Here is a 19,489-nt window from a genome sequence, read left to right as displayed (position 1 = left end):
CCGGATGCGCCAACTGTAACGGCAGGGCCGTTCTGCAGTGGTGCCAGTCCAACGATTGGCTCACTTCCAACGGGAGATGGGGCGTATAAGTATTACGAGAGCAATGCAGCTACTACAGCACTTACCGCTGGTACGGCGATACCGGTTGGCGTGAACCAGTATTACGTGAGCACGACATCAGCGAAGGGTTGTGAGAGTCTTCGTTCGATAGTGACGGTGACGGTGAACCAGACTCCTACAATTACAACTGATGCAATAAACAATACAGTAACAAGCCAATATAGTGATCCATTTACAGTAAGATTTACTGCTGTTGATGATGGTTTGCCAAATTCCATAACTAAACTAATACAGTATAAACCCACAGGTGGTATATATTCAAATACTTTGCCTTCCTGGCTCTCTATTGATGCTGGTACAGTAAGTGGACTCCAAAAAGTATGGACACTTAACAGTACAACTGATGTTATTCCAGGTACTTATTATGTAAAGTTCACAGTTTATGATAATAACACTTCAGTGAGCTGCTCCAATGAGGTTGTTCTTACTATTAATATCACTAAGGAACAAGCATGTGGAAATTTCACAGGGAGTATTTTATTTATAAATACGAATTCAACAGGTACATTGCCATCTACAACAAGTATTCCTTTAGTTCTGACTGTTACACAGCCTGCTGACGGTAGCTTAGGAGACTTGAAAAATGCTACAGTTAGTTTTAGGGTTACGGGAGCAAATGGAGTCAATTTCGATAAAACGTATTCTATCATTAACACTTCAAGTAATCCTATTATTAATAGTGATGGAACTGCCACATTCAGTACTTCATTTAATCCGTTTACTGATGGAAATCTTACAGCATTAAATGGAACTACAAATACATCTTATAGTTTTTCAGTTGATTGGACAATCAATGGCAGTTATTTTACAGATGGATTGTGTCCTTCAGACGAATCAATAATCACAATCTCATACCCTGCCAGTGATTTTACAACTGGTGGTGGATATATCTGGAATACTAATTCTAAAGAGATTTTAGGGAGAACGCCTAATAGTGATATCCGAAAAAATAACTTTGGCTTTAATGTCAAATGGAACAAAAACTATTCAAACCTCCAGGGCACATTTACTACAGTTATTAAAAGAGATGGAAAGTTGTACCAGGTAAAAAGTAATAAACCTACGTATATGAATGTAGAAAAACTTACCTCTACATATATAAACGGATCGAAAACTTTCTATAAGTATAAAGCAACTATTATTTATTCAAATGCCGTAATAAAGGAGTTAAAGGGTTCTGTTTGTTTATTAGTTCCGGGATGCAGCGTTGGTAATGGGACTGTTTCTCTGATCATTTATGACAATGGTGAACCGGGATCTACCTCAGGAGCTACTAACGATCAGATTGGATTTACAGTAAGGGATGGTTTGAATAAATTATATTATGCCACTGATAATTATGATAATGTAATAGGGCATCAGTTTAGATATTTCACAACAACACAAACCGACTTAGCCGGTGGAAATATCCAGGTACATGTTGGAAATAATTTTGCTTTGCGTACTTCAGCGAGTGAGGTGCAAGTAATGGAAGTCCAACCATACAATCTCCGTGCTCAGCCTAATCCATCTACATCATCTTTCAACCTGCAATTATCCAGCAGCAACAAGATTGACAAGATGAGCATACGGGTGACAGATATTTCTGGTAGAAACGTGCAGGTTCTTCATGATGTGGCACCTAATCAAATCCTCACCATCGGAGCAAGCTATAGACCTGGCTTGTATATGGTAGAACTTATCCAGGGTAATGAACGCAAACAGATCAAATTGATCAAACTATAAACACGCGACACTCACAAAGCAGCAAGGTGGCCAAAAGGCCACCTTTTTTTGTTATTTATTGAAAGAGGAATACGTAAACTTCCTATGCATTCAGTAGAACTACGAATTTCATGCACTCCCCATGCACCAGGTATGCCGTTATTAGGCACCAGGTATGGAGGAGGTATGCAGTAAACAGCCATGCTTTCATTTTGATCTTAATCGTAAAATCCCCCATAACGAATGCTTAGAGTTTATTCAAAGGTTTTGTTTTCAAAAAAATGAAGGCATGTATGCAGGTACATCTATCTTTTCTTATCTCCTATCAATATTATCCCACCTATTTATTGAACGCTTTTAATTAAAAGCTCATGACCCTTTCTGACCCTCTTCCGGCAAAAACCGGCAAGAACGGAACGCAGCCTTGCAAGGGCCAGGGCGGGCTTGTAATCTTGTGTTCATGCAGGAAAATGGTTCTTGTTAGCGCTAACGGTCATGACCAACCAGTTTTTTACTGCTGCATTTTTAAACCATTTAAAATTTAAAAAGATGGCAAAACAAAAAGGTATCATTAAGCTGGAAGGAACGATCGGTGACATCACCTTCCACAAATCGAGAGATGGCTATATAGCCAAAGAGAAAAGTCATGTATCTGCAGATCGCATTGCGAATGACCCTGCTTTCCAGCGCACCAGGGAAAACGGTGCCGAGTTTGGAAGAGCGGGCAAGGCAGGCAAGGTGCTGAGAAATGCTTTGCGTCAATTATTGCAAAATGCTTCTGATAGCCGGGTGGTGAGCCGCCTTACCAGGGAAATGATGCGTGTGATACAAACCGATGCTATCAATGCAAGGGGTGAACGCACGGTGACTGAGGGAGAACTTGAGTTTTTACAAGGTTTTGATTTTAATATCGATGGCAAGTTGGGTACCACCCTATATGCACCTTTTACGGCCACCATTAACCGGGTTGCCGGTACGGTGGACATCGCCCTGGCTGCATTTATTCCCGCGGTAATGGTATCAGCGCCAAGTGGTACGACGCATTTCAGACTTTTTGCAGCCGGTGCAGAAGTAGATTTTGAGAAGAACTCCTCCATTTCGCAGGTAAGTGACAGTGGCATCATGCCCTGGGATAACGTGCCCACGGCTGCAGTCACATTGAGTCATTCGCTGACCGCCAACAGTACGCAACCCCTGTTTGCCGTGTTGGGCATTGAATTTCTCCAGGAGGTAAATGGCGTGCAATACCCGTTAAAGAACGGAGCATTCAATGCGATGGCGATCGTGAAGGTGTCAGCAGTTTAATTACTCCCATTAAAATCAAGACTCTATGGAACTGGTACTCATCAGAACGTACCATACCGATGGTACAAACGGAACGCTTACAATCAACAACAGTTTTCAATGCTATACCATTGAACTGCCCTGGGTAGATAACCTGCCGCGCCGGTCGTGTATTCCTGAGGGAAGGTATGAACTGAGGAAGCGATACAGCCCTAAATTCAAAGATCATTTATTGGTACAGGCTGTGCCCGGCCGGTCGCTGGTGCTGCTACATCCTGCCAATGATGCGCTTAAAGAACTGAAAGGCTGTATTGCGCCAGTTTCTTCTCTTGAAGGAGCAGGTAAGGGTTCAAACTCCCGGAAGGCATTTAACAAATTGCTGCAACTGGTGTATGAAGCCCTTGAAATGGAAACTGTTTTTTTAATCATTCAAAGCAATACTCATGAACATTCAGCAGCGCATACAATCGCCAACACCTACATTCTTTAAGAAGGTGCGGAATGTCGGATTGATACTGGCGGCCATCAGTGCCTCAATTTTAGCAGCACCAGTGGCATTGCCGGCGGTGGTGATCCAGGTAGCGGGTTACCTGGCAGTTGCGGGAGGTGTAGCCTCCGCGGTTAGCCAGACTGCAGCAGAAGAGAAGGAAAAGAAGGGAAAAACCAGGAAGTGATGGATACCCCTCCGTACACTATGAAAGCGGGTACCGTTGGAGGCACTTTACTGGTGATCATTATCCAGATACAGCAAGGGGAACTCATTAAAACAATGATACTGGCGAGTATTGGAGCAGTGGTGAGTTTTGGAGTGACTACTGTGTTGAGATGGATTTTGAAGAAGGTAAAGGGCATGTGAGGAAGGAGAAAGAGGCCGCAAGGCCTCTTTTCTTTTTTATAATGATTCTTGAAACATTTTTTAATACCAGTGAGTGAGTTTGCCTGTAAAGCAAGTGAGACAGCGGGAGAAGAAAGCTTTATGTTTACCTATCAGCTTCCTATCTTTAATGAATGTTGAAACAACAGGCAATCTATTTATAAATTGCCCATGTCATTGAAAGCAACACTAAAGTATCAAGCTCCCATAATTATGATAAAACCTGCACTACTGACCATATTGGTTTTAATAAGTTTGATTTCAACAGGACAATCGGCCAATGATATTGATAAAATCAAGACCGTTTCTCAAGCTAAAAGGTTTATTGCGAAATATCCAAAAGCCGGATACAAGCTTTTAACTATAAACTCAGGTATTGATACATCGGAGATTCTTTTACCATTATACAATAAAGCAACTGGTTCTATTTTTCAAATAGACAACGACAGGTATAAAATCCTACAACTTGACTCAACTCTGTCCTTTCGGGTGAACTATATCTATCTTGATGGAGGCCAGCTTTCGGCGAAGCAAATTGATAGTTTAAGAAAGGAAGTCATTTCCCAATATAAAGGTGGAGCAAACTTTTTTGACCTCGTTCAACAATATAATATGGATGCGAATATTTCCGGTGACACGAAATGGTTTGCTGAAGGTATGATGGTTAAAGAATTTGAGGATGCAGTGAAAGAACATAAAAAGGGGGATATTTTTACTGTGGATATACCAGGTAACAATTGGTATCATGTTGTATTAAAAACATTTGATGATACTTATATAAAAACCGCCACTATTCTAAAATTTAAGGGTAGCAATCAATAATTGATTTGCTTAAGAATGTAAGCAAGAGCAGGTAATGTTGCTACTTGTCATACCGGTGACTCAAGAAGGAGTGCCAAAAATAGAATCTGCTTCTGTGGTGATTCACCTGGGAAGGCAGCTAAAAGCACTGATACTTATTCGGAAATACCCGGTTGGAACGAAATAATAAAGTGCTATTTGTCGCTAGTTTCTGTGATAGAAACAATAGGAACTGAAACCCATAACAGACACCCTTTCTGTGGCGCTGTTTTGAGATAAATGGTTCCGCCCAGGACATTTACCCGGCTGGTAATACTGTTCAATCCCATTCCATTGGTTTTTCTGTTGCTGTCAAATCCCTTTCCATTATCTTTTATGGCCAGGTGCACATTATCCCCCCGGTGATATAAAGAGATCCACACTTTTGTGGCTTCAGCATGCTTGATAATATTATTGATCTGCTCCTGTAAAATCCGGTACAGCGCAATTTTATGACCCATCAGCAAGTGCACATGGTATCTTGTATGGTCAAATTCAAATACGATTGGAGTGGCACCATTCACCATTTCAATGAGGGCATGAATAGCGTCTACCAATGATCCGGTGCCGAGTGTTGGAGCAGAAAGCTGGTGGGATAAATTCCGAATTTCCACAATGGAATTATTGATCAATTGCATGCTTTTCGGAATCAGGGGATCGTCATGTTGTTTGGAAGCTATATCCAGGTATAATTTGGCAGTTGTCAATACCTGGCTTACATTATCGTGGAGCTCCCTGCCAATCCATTCTCTTTCCCGTTCCTGTACTGTAATCATTTGTTCGACCAGGAGGCGTTCATAGCGTTCTTTCTCTTCCTGTAACCGCTTTGTAGCTTTCCGGCGGTGTAATAAAAACTGTGTGATTAACCAGGAGAAAAGTATGAGCAGTATTGAAGTAATAAGACGGGGGGTTAAATACCTGGATGACGTGTTACTGTTAGCAAGGCGTATATCTGCTTCAGAGCTGCCAACGGTGGCGATGATAGGATAATTTTTGAGTTTGCGGTAACTAAACCAGGTAGGTATATGCCTGATGGCATCCAGGGCTAAATAGAAACTATCCGGATTTTGTTTTACATGCCTGAATAAAGGGCTTTTGATGATATTTTCTCCTGAACTTTCAATAGTTCCCGTTCTCCTGGCATATGTAATCCCATCGGGAGCAACCAGTGATATGATATCATTGGGCAAGAGCTTTACCTGGGCATAAAATGAAGTGAAGACACAGGGTTTCATCTGGACAGCTACTACACCAGCAAATTGGCCTGTAAAATCGTTGAATCTTCGACTGATGATGATAAGGGGGTTTTCTTTGGGTGTTAATCGAAAGGGCTTACTGACAAGTAAAGAATCTGCCTGGTTTTTAGCATGAAAAGCAAAATAGGGGTCGCCAGAAAAATCGGTTTTTACATTTTTGGGAATGCTATGATTCGCCATCACAAGGTTACCCTGGCTATTGATTATAAAGATTCCATCAATAATGCCTGATTTCAATCCAGTTTTTGCCAAAAATTTTTCGAGGTTAAAAGAAGTGCCCTGGTTGGTATATTCCAGCATTGCCAGCTGTAATACAGCATCGGCATTTTGCAAAGTGCTGATGGCATGTTGCTCCAAAACTACAGCCAGGTTGGAATTTTTTTCAATAGCAAATTGAAGGGCAGCTTTCCTATCGAAAGAAATTTGCCTGAAATAGCTGATCCATATCATGGCCAAAAACAGAAAACACAAGGCAATTACTGGTAAAACAATACGTTGTTTTGGTAAGCTGATCATTTTCATATTTGTGGAAACGGATTACAGGAGCCAGGCCTATATGGAAGAAGAATAGACAATAACAATACAATTCTTTGCATACATATTGGATTTCAGATCAAAGAAAAGAGAAAATAACGGCATTGCCAATGTACCAGGCAGTGATGAGACAAGCTGGATAGATTCCATGCCCATATGGTTAGCGATTCGGGTGTTGGCAAAACAAGCTCTGTAATTAGATTTCTACATGATTGTACATCCATTATTTGCTGAAAGATTGCATGACTTATAACTAATAGAAATAACAACTACTACAAATGATTTATTATGCAATCGGTTGCGCTATCTAAAAGTATGTATTGTAATTGCCTGCTGCATTTTTTACTTTGTGCGCTTATTTATTTGTATGTCACCAGAATACGCTACGCCAGATCTTTCTATCAATGTACTTAATTTAAAAAAATCTGCACATGTGATCAGGGCGATCAATCATTCCCTTCGCCAGCAAATGCTTTTTTTGATTCATGAAAATCAACGGATGACTGTTAGTACTATTTATGGTAAGCTAGGTCTTGAGCAATCTGTTGTCTCTCAGCATCTATCCATTCTTCGAAATGCCGGATTTGTTCAAACGGAAAGAGAAGGTAAATTTATATTCTACTCCGTCAATTATGCACGCATCAAACAAATAAACCAAAGCACGGCCGCTATATTAAGTAAGAATTAAAATGAATCGAATTCCTGCAATGAGGTGCTGCAGGCAAGCGTTAGGGTGATGTTCAATGCACATACTTATTGATTGATTTGTTCATGAATGGCCCGGATGATATTTTCATGGATATCCAGTATCCACTGAGGAGCGGGCAATACAATTTCCCAGAATCCATTTTCTTTTTCTTTTACCTCAAAAGATGATACCTGGAATTGCTGATCGAAGACGTTTACAAAATATTTATCCCCTAAAGGGCTGACAATTTTTGAAAATTCAAAATTCAGTGCCTTATTGCTGATCGTTATCCATTTATTAAAAACCTGCATAAGGCATACTTAAAAAGAAGTGATTGAATGTGTGAAGGTGATTTGACAGGCAGGGAGCCAAAAGTAGTTTAATTAGTTTTGAATTTCCAATTAATTAAAAATGTTTTATCCCTTAGTAAGTTTACTAACTAGCAGGAAAGCATAACCGAAAAATAAACCCCTGTAGAAACAGGGGTCGCAACCAAAACTAACTGCTTATGAGGGTGCAAAGAAAAAGAAATTTCAATATTCTTCACGTCTTTTGCATACATATTTTCTTTGTATGCATAATATGATGCAATTGCAGCCTCAGGTTTACACTTAGCAATGAAGTTTAGTTGCTTTATTACATAAATTATTCTTCATTGTCGAATTTTGCATGCATTTCCAGTATGAACTTGTATAGTTTCAGGTTGGAACCCGTGGGGTCTTCCCGCAGGTAGGTTTCAGCTTGAGTGCACTCAATTTGAAAATCAATAAAGGCATCGGTCATATAGTTATAACCTTGTGTTACTTCCCAGAGGTATGCCGCCAGTTGATCAAAATCTTTAGGATAAATGATAAGTTGGAACTCGCCGGTCTCGAAGGGATTGGGGCAGGTATAGAATACCTCGTGTGTGATAGACTCAAGGGAATGGAGTACATAGAGCAGCCGGTAATAATCGGAAAGACAGGTTTCCCCTTCATGCATACTGCTGTCTTTGGGCAGGCATACGATGATGGATTCAGCACGATTGAGTTGTAGAAATTCAAGGAAGCTTTCCTTGTCATAGTCAAAGAATTCGGTGATTCTGATTTGTTTCATTGTTTTGGATTTTATTAAATGAGGAAATTGGTGACATGTTCTTGTTTTAGTCCAGTATATCCGCAGAATTCTTCCAGGGTGATGAATTCGCCTCTTTTCTTTTTGAATTTCTTGCGGATGCGAGTGAGGAGTTTACGGGCCGTTCGATCCCTGCGGCCTGTGATGTTCATTACATCTTTGGGATAGATAACTATCCGGTTGGGTATAGGGTTCATGGACGTTGGATTAGTGAGACAAAGATTACACGGCAGGACAAGGGAATACAACCCTGTTTATGAGGGGATTTTCACCATAAATAGTACCTCTGAAACAGGGTTTCAATACCCCGTAAACGGGGTTGTTTGCTGCATAGCCAATCTCCAATTTGCAGTATAAAAATTTTTACACTATGAATCATTTTATTAGCTTGGCAGTTGCTGCGGATATGACCCGTAGTTTCCGGGCGAACCGCGATGCCATTTTAGAACCTGGGTACCAGGGACTGAACCTTTTACCTATCTGCGAAACATTTGACAGGGCTTCTTTTGACCAATTGCTATTGCAGGATGGTTGTGACGGTGTACGCATTTATTACGGCATGGATGATGGTATGCAGGTGCATGCTGTCATTGTGGGCGTGGATGCCGATGGGGGAGATATGGTAAGCAGCGGGTCAAGTGTGAGCCTGAATGAGGAAGGGGATGTAATCATTGAAAATGGGGGTCGCTGCCCGGATATTTGCCCAGGCGGCTCGCCTTTAAACACTTAGATTGCTATGAATTTTGTTGTAAACAGTTTCTTAAGCCTATCTATTTCGTTGGGCGCCATTATTGGCTGGGTACGTTTTAGAAAGACGTCCCCGGCCTTTTGGCCATTTCTATGGCTGATGTGGACTGGATTTTATTATGAAATGCTTGGGATAGTTGTGATGCTGGCTGGTTATTATAATGCAGTAGGTTATAATATCTATTCATTGGTGGAATCTTTGCTGCTAGGATTGCAATTCAGGAGGTGGGGTCTTTTTGGACGAGTACCTTCCCGTTATTATTTTTTGCAGTCTATATTTCTGGGAGGATGGATAGTAGACAGTTTTATTGTAGCTCCCATCAATGTATTTAGTTCTTATTTTACGATTGGGCGTTCCATTGTTATTGTGCTTTTGAGTGTTAGTATGCTGCATCATTTATTTGAAAGGCCGGTACCCTCATTGCTTAGACATCCTGTATTCCTGATCTGTATTGGGCTTGTTGTTCTTTTTACTTACACAGCCATTGTAGAAGGATTTTTAATTTTTGGTTCAGGATTGAGCAAGTTATTCAGGGTGCGGATCTTTTTCATATTAGCCTGCATCAATTTTGTCACCAATATCATATTCGCCTTTGCTATTTTATGGATGCCTATCAAGCGTCGATATTTACTGCAGTACTAATTGCCAGCGTGGCATTTGCGATTGCGTTGCTTTCACTTGCGCTTATGATAGCGCGTCAGCAAAGCAGGAATTTTCTGCGACAGTTGGACTATTTTATAAAGGAAGCAGAATTAAAGGAACGGGAGCAAAGCCGCATTGCGCATGATCTTCACGATGAACTTGGCCCAACCTTGTCATTGACACGGATGCAATTGCAGTCTCTCAAGGATCTTGAAAGGGAGACTGAAATAATCGTGGAAAGGGCCTGTCAACAAATTGATAGCGTAGGTGAGCGCCTTGGAGGTATAGCGCGTAACCTGGCACCCCGCGTGCTTATGGATAAAGGCTTGTTTGTGGCACTGCGTAGTTTTTTTGACCAGTTTCATAAGCATCAATCGATGTTTATTTATTTCCATTACAAAGTTGAAAGGACTATTACAGAGGAAATGTCCATACATATTTACCGCATGTTGCAGGAGATGGTTCATAATGCAGTGAAATATGCTGAGGCCCGATACATTATGGTATCTATAGTGGAAAGAGCGGACAAGTTGATAATAGAATGCCGCGATAATGGGAAGGGTTTTGATGGTGATCATTCAAAGGGGCTGGGCCTGGAAAGCATCAGGACCAGGACTTCACTGCTTGGTGGATTGGTGGACCTGCAATCAAATGCAGGGGATGGAACGCGTTATTATATTCAATTACCATTTCATGAATGATATGAAAGCACCCATTGTTACGGTATTGGCTGATGATCTGCCTTTGTTTTTAGATGGACTCAGCGAGTTGCTGCACAAGGAGCCTTTATTGCATATTGCCGGAAAAGCCCGTAATGGGCAGGAACTGGTACATATGGTGGAGGTTTTACGGCCAGAGGTAGTTATCACTGATATCCAGATGCCAATACTGAATGGGATTGAAGCCACAGCGGAGATCAGCAGGCGTTTCCCGGAAGTTGGTGTTATTGGATTAACGATGTATGAGGATGGGCATCTTATTGTAGATGCTATGGAGGCTGGTGCCAGGGGTTACCTATTGAAAAGTTCAACGGTGGAAGAAATCCTGGATGCTGTTCAGGCAGTGAGCAGGGGGCAATGCTATTTTAGCAACAGTACTTCAATGGCCTTATCGAAGCAAATTGCGCTGAGCAAGGCTACTGCCCTTAAAAGTCATGAAATGGAGCAGCTTTCTTCTAAGGAACTGGAGATCATTTATCTTATTTGCCAGGAATATGCAAGCAAAGAAATAGCACCATTGACAAATTTATCTGCGCATACTGTAACCTCATACCGTAAAAGTATTATGGAGAAGACCAAATCGCGAAACCTGGCCGGGATTGTAATTTATGCCATCAGGAATGGCATCTATAAGGTATAGGTAATCCTATTATTAAACAGTTTCACCAATATGTATGCAGGAATGACCATACAGTTAACAGCTTATGAGCGAAAACAGATTGAGAAGGTAAGGGCCTATATAGATGAACACCTTGATGAAGGACTGAATGCAGAGGATATGGCACTGCAATGGGATATTAGTGTTTATAAGTTAAAGGCCGGCATCAGGCAATTATGCGGAAAGAGTTTTTCCCTATACCTGAAGGAACGAAGGCTGCAAAAAGGAAGGGAATTGTTGCTAAATAGTAATAAGATCATTTATGAAATAGCGAAGGATTGTGGCTATAAAGATGAAACAGGGTTTTACAGGGCCTTTCGTAAATATTTTGGACAGACGCCAGACGATTTCCGGAAGCAATAATTTCAATTAGCCAGTTTTACTTCCGAGTTAGCCAGTAGTTCATGCAGGTTAGCCAGTTATTTTATTTGGAATTGCCTTTCGTTAAATAGGAACTTTATATAGCGTAAGCAATCTGCCAGGGTTGTTTATCCAGTGGTACAATCTATAATAAAACCAGCGTTATGAAACGGATTGTTACCACTGAATTTATTTCTTCATTATTGATCTTTCTTTTTGGCTATACAGCTATTTCCAAACTATTATCTATTGATCGTTTTGAGGCGGTGCTGGAGCAGTCGCCACTGATCTCATCGGGGGCAGCCTTGCTGGCCTGGCAGATACCACTGGCAGAGTTGGTCATTGTGCTGCTCCTGATTTTTTCTTCTACGCGGAAGATGGGGTTGTGGGTTTCAGCCATCTTGCTTTCCTTTTTTACGGTTTACCTGTTTTATATGGTTTTGTTTTCCCCGTATTTGCCTTGCAGTTGTGGAGGCGTGATCAGCTCTATGAGCTGGCCTGTGCATATTGGATTTAATGTGGTGTGTATTGCAATAACGGTGGCAGGCATACGGAGTACAATGTTGACAAGTTAAATGGTTGGGTGGCTGACAAGGAAAGCGAGTTTGGAGTTTTATAATTTAAGAATTCAAATGGTATTTTATAATCATTGCGCATACCTGTGCGCTGCGGCCGCGGTGGTGCAGGCAGGGGAAGCTGAAAACCTGTGTAAGAGAGTAGGCAAACATTTATCCATTTTAAATTTTAGTGTATGAAAAAGATTCGTTTTTCGTTGCCCGTTGCAGCATTAGTACTTGGTATTGTATTCAGTGCTTTTACCAGGCCACATGAGGTAGTGGTAAAAAGGGGTAGTACAGATTATGCCTATTTCCTTTATTCGCAATCTACAGCAACAAATGAGAATAATGCTGCCATGTGGAATAAGGTAGAAAGTCCTTCCGGGTTGTGTTCAAATGGGCAAAATGTATTATGTACCATTCTTGCACCGATAGCAGACCCTAATGATGAACATCCTGATTTTACAGGCATCAGTAATGTGCGCACTTCTCCAGCTATTTCAAGCAGGGTTTTTAAACCTTAATTAAATTAAAGGAAGCCAAACGGCTTCCTTTTTTTTATCTCGGATTTTGTTGCATACCTGTCAATGCTATTATAGAAGCTGGTATCGGAAGAGCGTATTTAGGATCATTGGGAAGTAATTCCACTGCTTTAATATCCAGAACTCTTTTAAGGATAATATTATACCCTTCGAGATTAAGACGCTTAATATCCATCCACCTAAGGTCTCGTAATAAAAGTTCTTTTCTTCTTTCAGTCAGCACTTTATAAAGTGCTTCCTCTTTGTTTGAAGCGGTTTGTGGTATAAATGTTCCTGTTGTAAATCTTTTCTGAAGCAATGCATTCAGATCATCCATGGCGGCTGTTATGTTACCTGTTCTTGCAAAACATTCTGCCCTGGTGAGGTAAAGCTCGCTTGTAGTAATGCCGCAAAAGAGGAAATAGCTGCCATCGTAACTTCCTTTAAATCCATAAGAGCCATCGTTATTACTAAAAAAGAATGCTTTTTTGCGCAAGTCATTTTCTTCATAGCTATTGTACAAAACAGAATCTACCCTGAGCGATAACTGGCCAAGGCTTTTCATAGTGAAATGCATAATTACTTCTTTATTGAACTGCGGTACAGGGTAAGATGCATCTGTATTCAGGGTGTTATAATCCAACAGGGCACTATTCAGCTGGAGGCAGGAGTCGGCGTATTGACCCGCCTTTTGATACTGTTGCATGTATAAAAAAGTGCGGCTTAACAAAGCAAAGGCGGCTGCCTTTGAAGGACGGATAGCATGGGCCGGATTTAAAGGTAAAAGTGGTATAGCCTGCTGCAGGTCTGTAATAATTTGATCATAAACTACCTGCACACTGGCTCTTTTGGAAGGCTCATTGAAATCCGAACTAAGGCGCAAGGGAATGCCCGGGTCGGACGCAGCAGTATTTTTGCTGTATGCTTTCGACCAAATAGCCACTGCCGTTAAAAAACACCTGGCCCTATAAAGAAGGGCCGAGCCTTTTACATTATCCCATTGATTAGCATTGTTTGCTGTACGTTGTATTTTTTCTATGTGCTCCAACGCCAGGTTTGCATAATATACCGGCATATAGGCATAGGACCAATCGTTAGGGAACGTGTTATAAATAATTTCATCTCCCCAAATGTATAGGCTGCGGTCGGCTATGCCCGGCGTAGCATTAAAATCAGCAACGGTCATATAATAACTGTCTGTACTGGCTTCGCCAGAGGCAGGGCAGTTGCTGTTCATGCGTTCGTTGTTATCAAGAAGCGCTTGTATATCACTGATAGTTTGCGGAACGGCCAGGCTTCGGTCTGGTTTTTCGTCCAGGAATTTTTTGCAAGATGAAAAAAGAATGACCGAAAAGAACAGGAATGCATTTTTGTTTATCATGATTTCAATATTTTGATTTCAGAATTCAATTTTGAGCCCTGCAGCCCATGATTTTGCGTCGCGAAGGGAGAAGGGATAATCCGGGTCTATGCCGTAGTTATTTGCCTTCCAAAGTATGCCCAGGTTGGAGGCATTTAGCCAGAGGTGTAGATTTTGCAATGGACTCTTCTTGTTTTTATTTGGTAAGGAATAGTCAAGTGTGACAAACTGCAGGCGTGCATGGCTACCATTCGTGGCCAGTACTTCAGCAGCGCTGTAAAAGCCATCTCTTCCCGATGGGTTGGGATAGATTAATGAAGGAACGGAAGTTGTTTTTTCATCACCCGGCTTTTGCCAGCGCAGGGCAAAATCGGAGTGGCCCCGCCATGAATTAAACAGAGCCCCATAGTCAACAGACTCCCTGCGGAAGTAATACCCGCACTTAAAGGTTATGTTCACTGCCAGTGACAATGCTTTCCATGAAAATGTATTTCGAAAACTGCCAAAAAACGGAGGTGTGGAAGGACCGCTATAGACCAGGTCGGACAAGGTTGTTTGAGGGCCCATGATGTTGTTATAAGCTGATGATGGAACTCCATTAAGAAAGCCTAAAGGTGAGCCTGTGGAGGAGTCAAGGCCTGCCCAACGGTAACTGAGAATGGAATATACCGGCCTGCCTACCAGGGGTGAAACAAGGGAACCATTGCTGATGTAGGTGCTAGCCTGGGTATTTGAAAGAAAATAGGTAGTGACTTTGTTTTGGTTATAATTCAATAAAAGGGTTTGCTCCCATTTAAGAGGCCCGTTTAGCAGCCTTGCATTGAGCTCCAGGTCCATGCCGTCGGCTCTCATATTGGCAACATTTTTAACCAGGTAATCTGCCCCCAGGCCTGTAGTATAATCTATGGGTGCATTTCCAAAAAGGTCCAGGCCCCATTTACGATATACTTCAAGGCTACCCAAGACCTTGTTGTTAGCAGAACTAAAATCGATACCGAGATTAAGCATCTTTACCCGTTCCCAGCGCAGGTCTGGATTGGCAAACTGGGAAACATTAGCAAAAGGCAGGTTAGTATATTGGGCTGTGAAAGGGAAAAACAGCAGGGTGGTAACTGCCGACCGTGTATTGTCTACGTTGCCATTAAATCCATAAGTGGCTCTTAATTTCAATTGTGGAAGTAAGGCTGTCTTATAAAATGGTTCGGAGGAAAGTAGCCAGGAAATACCGGCTGACCAGAGGGGTACGCCTTTTTCATTGGACCTGACCCCAAACAGGTTGGAAGCATCTTTGCGGGCACTTGCTGAGAGGGTATATTTTGTATTGAAGGTATAGGCCCCGTTGGCAAACAGGGATGTAAACCTGTTTATCTTGCCTGAGAAAGAAGTACCCGAAGGAATGTTGCTGTTGCTGCCTGTAATGAAAGTAGGATAGCGGTTTACCAGGTCTATGGCGGCAGCGACGCCTGTTTGGGGATTATAGCCATAAGTTCTGTAAGCTGATGTTGTGTTTTCCAGCTCCCTGGCTTCGGCACCGGCCAGCAGTGAAAGCCCGTGCTTTGTCCATATACCGGAATAGCTAAGGGTGCCCCTTACATTCCAGGCCTGCAGTTTATTATAGGATTGGTTGAGAATGGCGCCCATGGGTACACCATAGAAAATGGCGCCGGTATTCCTGTTGATTTGTGTGAACCGGTTAATCAAATCCCTGGCGGCAAAGCTGCCCAGTTCCTGAAGATTGCTACCATCGATCATTTGAGACTGGTATTGATATTTAAGGTCAAGTGCAAGGCCTTTAGGGAGGGTGTAATTCAACCCAAGGCCGATGACCAAGTCGTTAGTTGTTGTTTTGGTAGAATTGAATTTGTAGTCTTCAAAGGGATAGTAATTCCAATTCAGCAGGCTTCCACCCCCTGCTGTGTCGATATAGGGCTGGCGGTACATATATAGCGGCATGGCCGAGCCATTATCTGCGCGGAGCCGGGCATAGGGATAGAGTTTTTTTCCGCTGATGGTAAAAGCGTTATAACCTCCCTTGCCGCTAAGGGAACGGGCTTGCGTCCATGAGGCGGTGCTCCAAAACTGCAGGTTTTTAAACGGACGCCAACTATTATTAAAGCGAAGTGTGTAGCGGTTGTACGGGGCATCAAGGGCAGACCTGTTTCTGTCCCACCCACCTGTTGCGGACCAGGCAGCCGATGCAGTGCCGCCACTGAGTGCAAGGCTGTACTGCTGGTTGAAGCCCTGGCTGTACACTTCCTTCTCATACTCCCTGCGTATGTTGAATGCAGCCAGTTGTGCTATTCTATTTTGTGCCTCATACGCGGTTATGCTACCTGCTTTTTGTGCAAACAGCATTTCGACCACCGGTGAAAGCAGGGGCTTATTTCGATTTGTAGCCTGGCTGTTGTAAAATCCTTTGCCGAACAACATTTGTTCCACCGCTATAAAATCGGGGACAGCGATTTCCTTAAGGTAAGAAAGGTCGGGCTTTTGGCTGAGGACAAGACTTGAGCTGTATTCTATTTTAAGGGGTTGTTTATAGGCGGCTTTTTTTGTGGTGATAACAATGACCCCATTGCCGGCACGGGTGCCCCAGATAGAGGCCGCTGCTGCATCTTTAAGAATGGTGATGCTTTCCACATCAGCAGGATTGATGTTATTGATGTCGCCTTCGTAAGGAAAATTATCCAGTACAATCAGGGGGTTTTTATTGCCATAGATAGTGCCTATGCCCCTTATGGTTAAGGGCGGCCGGGGGGCAGTTTTATCGAAAAGAACAGAGCTTGCCAGGCCTTCGAGACGGCTTATGATATTGGGCCCGGGCTGAAGATTGAGGAGGGACTTGCCAATTTTGGTAAAGGAGCCTGTTGCCCTTTCTTTTGGAATGGTTTGATAGCCCGTGCTGACCATTACCTCGTCCAGCAGGGCGGTTTTGCGTTTAAGTATAACAGTGATATGGCCGCGGGAGTTGAGATCAAGTGTTTCTATTGCGGTTTCATACCCAATGGCGGAGATGATGAGGGTATCATTGAGCAGGAGGCCGGTGATGGTGAATTCGCCTTTGGGATCGGATGATAGCTGGTGGATGACAGATGATAGTTGGTTGTTGACAGAGGGCTTGAGGGTGATGGTAGCACCCTCTACAGGCTCCATTTGTTCGTTGATGATCTTTCCTTTGAGCGTGAGTGGCTGACAGTTACTGAGGAAAGGGCAGAGCAGTGCCAGTAAGAGAAGTTGTCTCATTTATTTAGCAAGTTTTCGTGTGAAGAAAATTGTGATCCATTTAATATGTATTTCTCAGCCTGAGATGAGAGGGTTCTTAGTCTATGGTCCGAAGCCCATAGGGAACCGGTAATCATAGCCGGGAGGTCCGGAGTAAGGCAGCTTACATAACCCATCTTGAGCTTAGCCAAACTTTAAAAGAACTGGTGCCTTTGCTTCAGACCTCATGCGGCTATGTGGTTTTCACACAGGATGTTTTGGTTTTTTGGTAATGCCCCTTTTTAAAATGTGCAGGGTGGCATAGGCATTGTGGACTTTTGCGTTCACATGAGAAAGGTCGATATGGTTATTGCCTGAGAGCAAGTGAGTTTGATATTTTTTGAATTTTATTATTGTTGTTTTTTGCGTTGGGGTGGACGATGTCGTGTCCTTTTTGCTTTGGTGCGGTATGGGGTATGGAAACGCCGATGGACGGTAATGTCAGCACTTCGGGGCTTATTGTAAAGAGCTTCAGGCATTTTGCAAAGGGGGCCTTTGAGCAGGTAAAGAGATCTTATTTCATAGTTTAAAATGAGTTCGATGGGCGCTATGATGTGGGCATGGTAGTGCCAGTTGGCATAGTGCGTGGTTGTTTTGGTATGGAGGGTGTGCCAGGACATTTTATTAGTTTATGGTTTATAGTTTATTGTTTCTGGTTTTGGTCGTATTAAGTTAGAAGTGTGTTTATGGTGGGTTGATACTTTTACCTGTTTGTTGTTTTTGAATGGGAGCTGACTTCACTTGCGCTTTTTGTTATTGCCCGAATATTGCCGGTTTTCATTGTTGATAAAAGCAGATAGGGACTGATGCTGGTCTGGAATTGCATCGGCCAGGATGAAGACCGGCAAGGGTCTTTGAGCCGGTACGAGCCGAAGCCCGTATGTTGCTAGCTGTTGGTTGAGCGCTTGTAGGTTTTCGGAAAGGGTTAGCTGCAGGTTGATGGTGCCTGTGTAACCTGTTTCGTCAATGACAATGCGGCGGGGTGGAAAGGTGATGGCTGAACCGTTTAGTGCTATCAGTAGGGCAGAAAGAGGCTGATTATTAAGCTGCACTATTTCGGCACCCGCAGGGACGAGTGACGCTTTTGGGCGCTGCAATGGTTGTTGGCCGCGCACCAGGACCCAACAGGACAGTGTACGGGTTTGGATGCTGCCCTGCAGGCCCAGTAAACGGTTGAGATCCTGCGCAATTAGGGAGGCTTTTTGGGCGGGTGTAGTGGCAGCAGGCAGGGTAAGCTGGTAGCAAAAGCTATTGGTTGGGGTAACGGATGCCGGATTAAAGGAGGACCTGTTTTTAACATTGAGCAGCACCCTATTAGCCGGGAAGTGGAGGGCCTGCTGGTAAAGGCTTAGAACCGGGAGGTTAAGCATGGTGACCTGCCAGGTGGTGGCGGTGGTGGTATAGATTACACCTGAGGGCAGCCCCGGAATAAAGCCAGAAAAGGTGGAGCTATAGAGCAAGTTTGAATCGTTGCCGCCGTTGCCGTTAACTAAAAGAGGGGCGGCAGGGTTGTAGGATAATACATCTTTTTTTAGCCTGAGGGCGGGGATGCCACCATTTAAAAAAGCAGTTATGTTTTTTGCTGAAAGTGCATCCGCATCAGTGATAGCCACTACCTTACGACTGCTATCGAGCCAGACGTAGTGCGGTAGAAGCTTATGGGGAAACAGCTTCGTAAGCAGGGAATCTTCGATAACAGAGGCAAGCGCATACGGCCTACCATTGGGCGCCTTTCTTCTTTCAAAAAAGATCTTTATTTTCTTTTCATTATCACCGGTGTTCTTGGCGTTGACCAGGAGCACCTGTACCTGACCAGCGTACTGCTGCTGCAGGCTATCCATTTTAGAAAAGTGTTTGAGGCAGGAGGTGCACCAGGTAGCCCAGAAATCCAAAATGAGCAGCTTGCCTTTAAAAGAAGAAAGGCAGGCCCTGGAGGATTTATAGTTGATGATGCTGGATAGGGCTATATCCGGGAGGGTATCTCCGATAGTGAGCGGGGTAATAGCTTTATTGGGTTGCTGACCAGCGCTCAATAAAGGGCATAGCATGGCCAGTACGAGAAGTTTTCTCATTTTTTTTTGAAATTCTGCCCCATCTCCGGCGTTTGGCCAATAGGGAGTAGAGGGCGGTTAATGAACTTGTGAAATGCCAGCCTTGAAAAAGCAGAACCTGGGGCCGCCAACGACCGTACTTACTATAGCCCGGCAATCGTTAGCACTTAAGAATTGGTGGCCCGGCGGACCCGCTGCG

At 43.0% G+C, this 19,489-nt stretch carries 22 protein-coding genes; 14 read left to right on the top strand and 8 right to left on the bottom strand.

Features of this window, described 5'->3' with window-relative positions:
- The 6 genes from BP74_RS20375 to BP74_RS20350 all read left to right on the top strand — a co-directional run.
- A partial coding sequence (locus tag BP74_RS20375) for a T9SS type A sorting domain-containing protein (RefSeq protein WP_496377173.1) occupies positions 1-1,845 on the top strand: 1,845 nt, incomplete at its 5' end.
- A 528-nt stretch (positions 1,846-2,373) separates the two neighbouring features.
- A complete protein-coding gene (locus BP74_RS20370; RefSeq protein ID WP_496377171.1) occupies positions 2,374-3,129 on the top strand; it encodes a hypothetical protein in 756 nt (251 codons plus the stop codon).
- Positions 3,130-3,154: 25 nt separating this feature from the next.
- Positions 3,155-3,598 (top strand): DUF5675 family protein, encoded by a 444-nt coding sequence (locus tag BP74_RS20365; protein WP_496377169.1) that lies wholly within the window; start codon positions 3,155-3,157, stop codon positions 3,596-3,598.
- Complete coding sequence (locus BP74_RS20360; protein WP_496377167.1) at positions 3,552-3,782, top strand: hypothetical protein; 231 nt, start codon at positions 3,552-3,554, stop codon at positions 3,780-3,782. The genes BP74_RS20365 and BP74_RS20360 overlap by 47 nt, the downstream gene beginning before the upstream one ends.
- On the top strand, positions 3,782-3,964 hold the full coding sequence (locus tag BP74_RS20355; protein ID WP_496377165.1) for a hypothetical protein: 183 nt from the start codon (positions 3,782-3,784) through the stop codon (positions 3,962-3,964). The genes BP74_RS20360 and BP74_RS20355 overlap by 1 nt, the downstream gene beginning before the upstream one ends.
- 195 nt (positions 3,965-4,159) lie before the next feature.
- Entirely contained in the window at positions 4,160-4,804 is a 645-nt protein-coding gene (locus tag BP74_RS20350; RefSeq protein ID WP_496377163.1) for a peptidylprolyl isomerase, read from the top strand.
- 173 nt (positions 4,805-4,977) lie between these two features.
- Here BP74_RS20350 and BP74_RS20345 read toward each other — a convergent pair whose 3' ends face one another.
- Positions 4,978-6,594, bottom strand: a complete 1,617-nt coding sequence (locus tag BP74_RS20345; protein ID WP_496377161.1) for a cache domain-containing sensor histidine kinase — start codon at positions 6,592-6,594, stop codon at positions 4,978-4,980.
- Positions 6,595-6,979: 385 nt separating this feature from the next.
- Between BP74_RS20345 and BP74_RS20340 the strand changes: the two genes are divergently transcribed.
- The gene (locus BP74_RS20340) at positions 6,980-7,300 is read left to right on the top strand and encodes an ArsR/SmtB family transcription factor (protein ID WP_496377159.1); all 321 of its coding nucleotides are present in this window, start codon (positions 6,980-6,982) and stop codon (positions 7,298-7,300) included.
- Positions 7,301-7,365: 65 nt separating this feature from the next.
- On the opposite strand, the gene BP74_RS20335 is transcribed toward BP74_RS20340, so the two are convergent.
- The 3 genes from BP74_RS20335 to BP74_RS20325 all read right to left on the bottom strand — a co-directional run bounded on the left by BP74_RS20335 (position 7,366) and on the right by BP74_RS20325 (position 8,610).
- Positions 7,366-7,611 carry a hypothetical protein gene (locus BP74_RS20335; RefSeq protein ID WP_496377157.1) on the bottom strand — a complete coding sequence of 82 codons (246 nt, stop codon included), beginning with the start codon at positions 7,609-7,611 and terminating at the stop codon, positions 7,366-7,368.
- Between the two features lie 334 nt (positions 7,612-7,945).
- Entirely contained in the window at positions 7,946-8,395 is a 450-nt protein-coding gene (locus tag BP74_RS20330) for a hypothetical protein (protein ID WP_496377155.1), read from the bottom strand.
- Between the two features lie 14 nt (positions 8,396-8,409).
- Positions 8,410-8,610 carry a hypothetical protein gene (locus BP74_RS20325; protein WP_496377153.1) on the bottom strand — a complete coding sequence of 67 codons (201 nt, stop codon included), beginning with the start codon at positions 8,608-8,610 and terminating at the stop codon, positions 8,410-8,412.
- A gap of 173 nt (positions 8,611-8,783) precedes the next feature.
- On the opposite strand from BP74_RS20325, the gene BP74_RS20320 reads away from it, so the two are divergent.
- The 7 genes from BP74_RS20320 to BP74_RS20290 all read left to right on the top strand — a co-directional run bounded on the left by BP74_RS20320 (position 8,784) and on the right by BP74_RS20290 (position 12,621).
- Entirely contained in the window at positions 8,784-9,143 is a 360-nt protein-coding gene (locus tag BP74_RS20320; RefSeq protein ID WP_496377151.1) for a hypothetical protein, read from the top strand.
- A gap of 6 nt (positions 9,144-9,149) precedes the next feature.
- Positions 9,150-9,803, top strand: coding sequence for a hypothetical protein (locus BP74_RS20315; protein ID WP_496377149.1), 654 nt, complete (start codon positions 9,150-9,152; stop codon positions 9,801-9,803).
- 8 nt (positions 9,804-9,811) lie between these two features.
- The gene (locus BP74_RS20310; RefSeq protein ID WP_496377147.1) at positions 9,812-10,504 is read left to right on the top strand and encodes a sensor histidine kinase; all 693 of its coding nucleotides are present in this window, start codon (positions 9,812-9,814) and stop codon (positions 10,502-10,504) included.
- The gene (locus BP74_RS20305) at positions 10,497-11,162 is read left to right on the top strand and encodes a response regulator transcription factor (protein ID WP_496377145.1); all 666 of its coding nucleotides are present in this window, start codon (positions 10,497-10,499) and stop codon (positions 11,160-11,162) included. The genes BP74_RS20310 and BP74_RS20305 overlap by 8 nt, the downstream gene beginning before the upstream one ends.
- Positions 11,163-11,204: 42 nt before the next feature.
- Positions 11,205-11,543: a helix-turn-helix domain-containing protein gene (locus BP74_RS20300; protein ID WP_496377143.1), complete on the top strand. Its 339-nt coding sequence runs from the start codon at positions 11,205-11,207 to the stop codon at positions 11,541-11,543.
- A gap of 161 nt (positions 11,544-11,704) precedes the next feature.
- A complete protein-coding gene (locus BP74_RS20295) occupies positions 11,705-12,115 on the top strand; it encodes a MauE/DoxX family redox-associated membrane protein (protein ID WP_496377141.1) in 411 nt (136 codons plus the stop codon).
- Positions 12,116-12,291: 176 nt separating this feature from the next.
- Entirely contained in the window at positions 12,292-12,621 is a 330-nt protein-coding gene (locus BP74_RS20290; RefSeq protein WP_496377139.1) for a hypothetical protein, read from the top strand.
- Between the two features lie 34 nt (positions 12,622-12,655).
- Here the strand turns inward: BP74_RS20290 and BP74_RS20285 are convergent, their stop codons facing one another.
- From BP74_RS20285 to BP74_RS20270, 4 genes are all read right to left on the bottom strand, one after another.
- The gene (locus BP74_RS20285) at positions 12,656-13,999 is read right to left on the bottom strand and encodes a RagB/SusD family nutrient uptake outer membrane protein (protein WP_496377137.1); all 1,344 of its coding nucleotides are present in this window, start codon (positions 13,997-13,999) and stop codon (positions 12,656-12,658) included.
- Positions 14,000-14,017: 18 nt separating this feature from the next.
- Positions 14,018-17,221, bottom strand: a complete 3,204-nt coding sequence (locus BP74_RS20280; RefSeq protein WP_496377135.1) for a SusC/RagA family TonB-linked outer membrane protein — start codon at positions 17,219-17,221, stop codon at positions 14,018-14,020.
- A gap of 368 nt (positions 17,222-17,589) precedes the next feature.
- The gene (locus tag BP74_RS20275; protein WP_496377133.1) at positions 17,590-17,859 is read right to left on the bottom strand and encodes a hypothetical protein; all 270 of its coding nucleotides are present in this window, start codon (positions 17,857-17,859) and stop codon (positions 17,590-17,592) included.
- A gap of 117 nt (positions 17,860-17,976) precedes the next feature.
- Entirely contained in the window at positions 17,977-19,311 is a 1,335-nt protein-coding gene (locus tag BP74_RS20270; protein WP_496377131.1) for a thioredoxin domain-containing protein, read from the bottom strand.
- Positions 19,312-19,489 lie beyond the last annotated feature (178 nt).

It is taken from the genome of Flavisolibacter ginsengiterrae DSM 18136, assembly GCF_059568575.1.
The sequence above is the reverse complement of the archived record's forward strand: the minus strand, read 5'-3'. Positions and strand labels throughout refer to the sequence as shown.

Excerpts from the sequence above, each read along its gene's own strand:
- BP74_RS20270 (WP_496377131.1), bottom strand. The coding sequence starts at position 19,311 with ATGAGAAAACTTCTCGTACTGGCCATGCTATGCCCTTTATTGAGCGCT.
- BP74_RS20290 (WP_496377139.1), top strand. The coding sequence starts at position 12,292 with ATGAAAAAGATTCGTTTTTCGTTGCCCGTTGCAGCATTAGTACTTGGT.
- BP74_RS20355 (WP_496377165.1), top strand. The coding sequence starts at position 3,782 with ATGGATACCCCTCCGTACACTATGAAAGCGGGTACCGTTGGAGGCACT.
- BP74_RS20345 (WP_496377161.1), bottom strand. The coding sequence starts at position 6,594 with ATGATCAGCTTACCAAAACAACGTATTGTTTTACCAGTAATTGCCTTG.
- BP74_RS20305 (WP_496377145.1), top strand. The coding sequence starts at position 10,497 with ATGAATGATATGAAAGCACCCATTGTTACGGTATTGGCTGATGATCTG.
- BP74_RS20275 (WP_496377133.1), bottom strand. The coding sequence starts at position 17,859 with ATGTCCTGGCACACCCTCCATACCAAAACAACCACGCACTATGCCAAC.
- BP74_RS20285 (WP_496377137.1), bottom strand. The coding sequence starts at position 13,999 with ATGATAAACAAAAATGCATTCCTGTTCTTTTCGGTCATTCTTTTTTCA.
- BP74_RS20370 (WP_496377171.1), top strand. The coding sequence starts at position 2,374 with ATGGCAAAACAAAAAGGTATCATTAAGCTGGAAGGAACGATCGGTGAC.
- BP74_RS20335 (WP_496377157.1), bottom strand. The coding sequence starts at position 7,611 with ATGCAGGTTTTTAATAAATGGATAACGATCAGCAATAAGGCACTGAAT.
- BP74_RS20300 (WP_496377143.1), top strand. The coding sequence starts at position 11,205 with ATGACCATACAGTTAACAGCTTATGAGCGAAAACAGATTGAGAAGGTA.
- BP74_RS20325 (WP_496377153.1), bottom strand. The coding sequence starts at position 8,610 with ATGAACCCTATACCCAACCGGATAGTTATCTATCCCAAAGATGTAATG.
- BP74_RS20360 (WP_496377167.1), top strand. The coding sequence starts at position 3,552 with ATGAACATTCAGCAGCGCATACAATCGCCAACACCTACATTCTTTAAG.
- BP74_RS20295 (WP_496377141.1), top strand. The coding sequence starts at position 11,705 with ATGAAACGGATTGTTACCACTGAATTTATTTCTTCATTATTGATCTTT.
- BP74_RS20365 (WP_496377169.1), top strand. The coding sequence starts at position 3,155 with ATGGAACTGGTACTCATCAGAACGTACCATACCGATGGTACAAACGGA.
- BP74_RS20330 (WP_496377155.1), bottom strand. The coding sequence starts at position 8,395 with ATGAAACAAATCAGAATCACCGAATTCTTTGACTATGACAAGGAAAGC.
- BP74_RS20340 (WP_496377159.1), top strand. The coding sequence starts at position 6,980 with ATGTCACCAGAATACGCTACGCCAGATCTTTCTATCAATGTACTTAAT.
- BP74_RS20280 (WP_496377135.1), bottom strand. The coding sequence starts at position 17,221 with ATGAGACAACTTCTCTTACTGGCACTGCTCTGCCCTTTCCTCAGTAAC.
- BP74_RS20320 (WP_496377151.1), top strand. The coding sequence starts at position 8,784 with ATGAATCATTTTATTAGCTTGGCAGTTGCTGCGGATATGACCCGTAGT.
- BP74_RS20315 (WP_496377149.1), top strand. The coding sequence starts at position 9,150 with ATGAATTTTGTTGTAAACAGTTTCTTAAGCCTATCTATTTCGTTGGGC.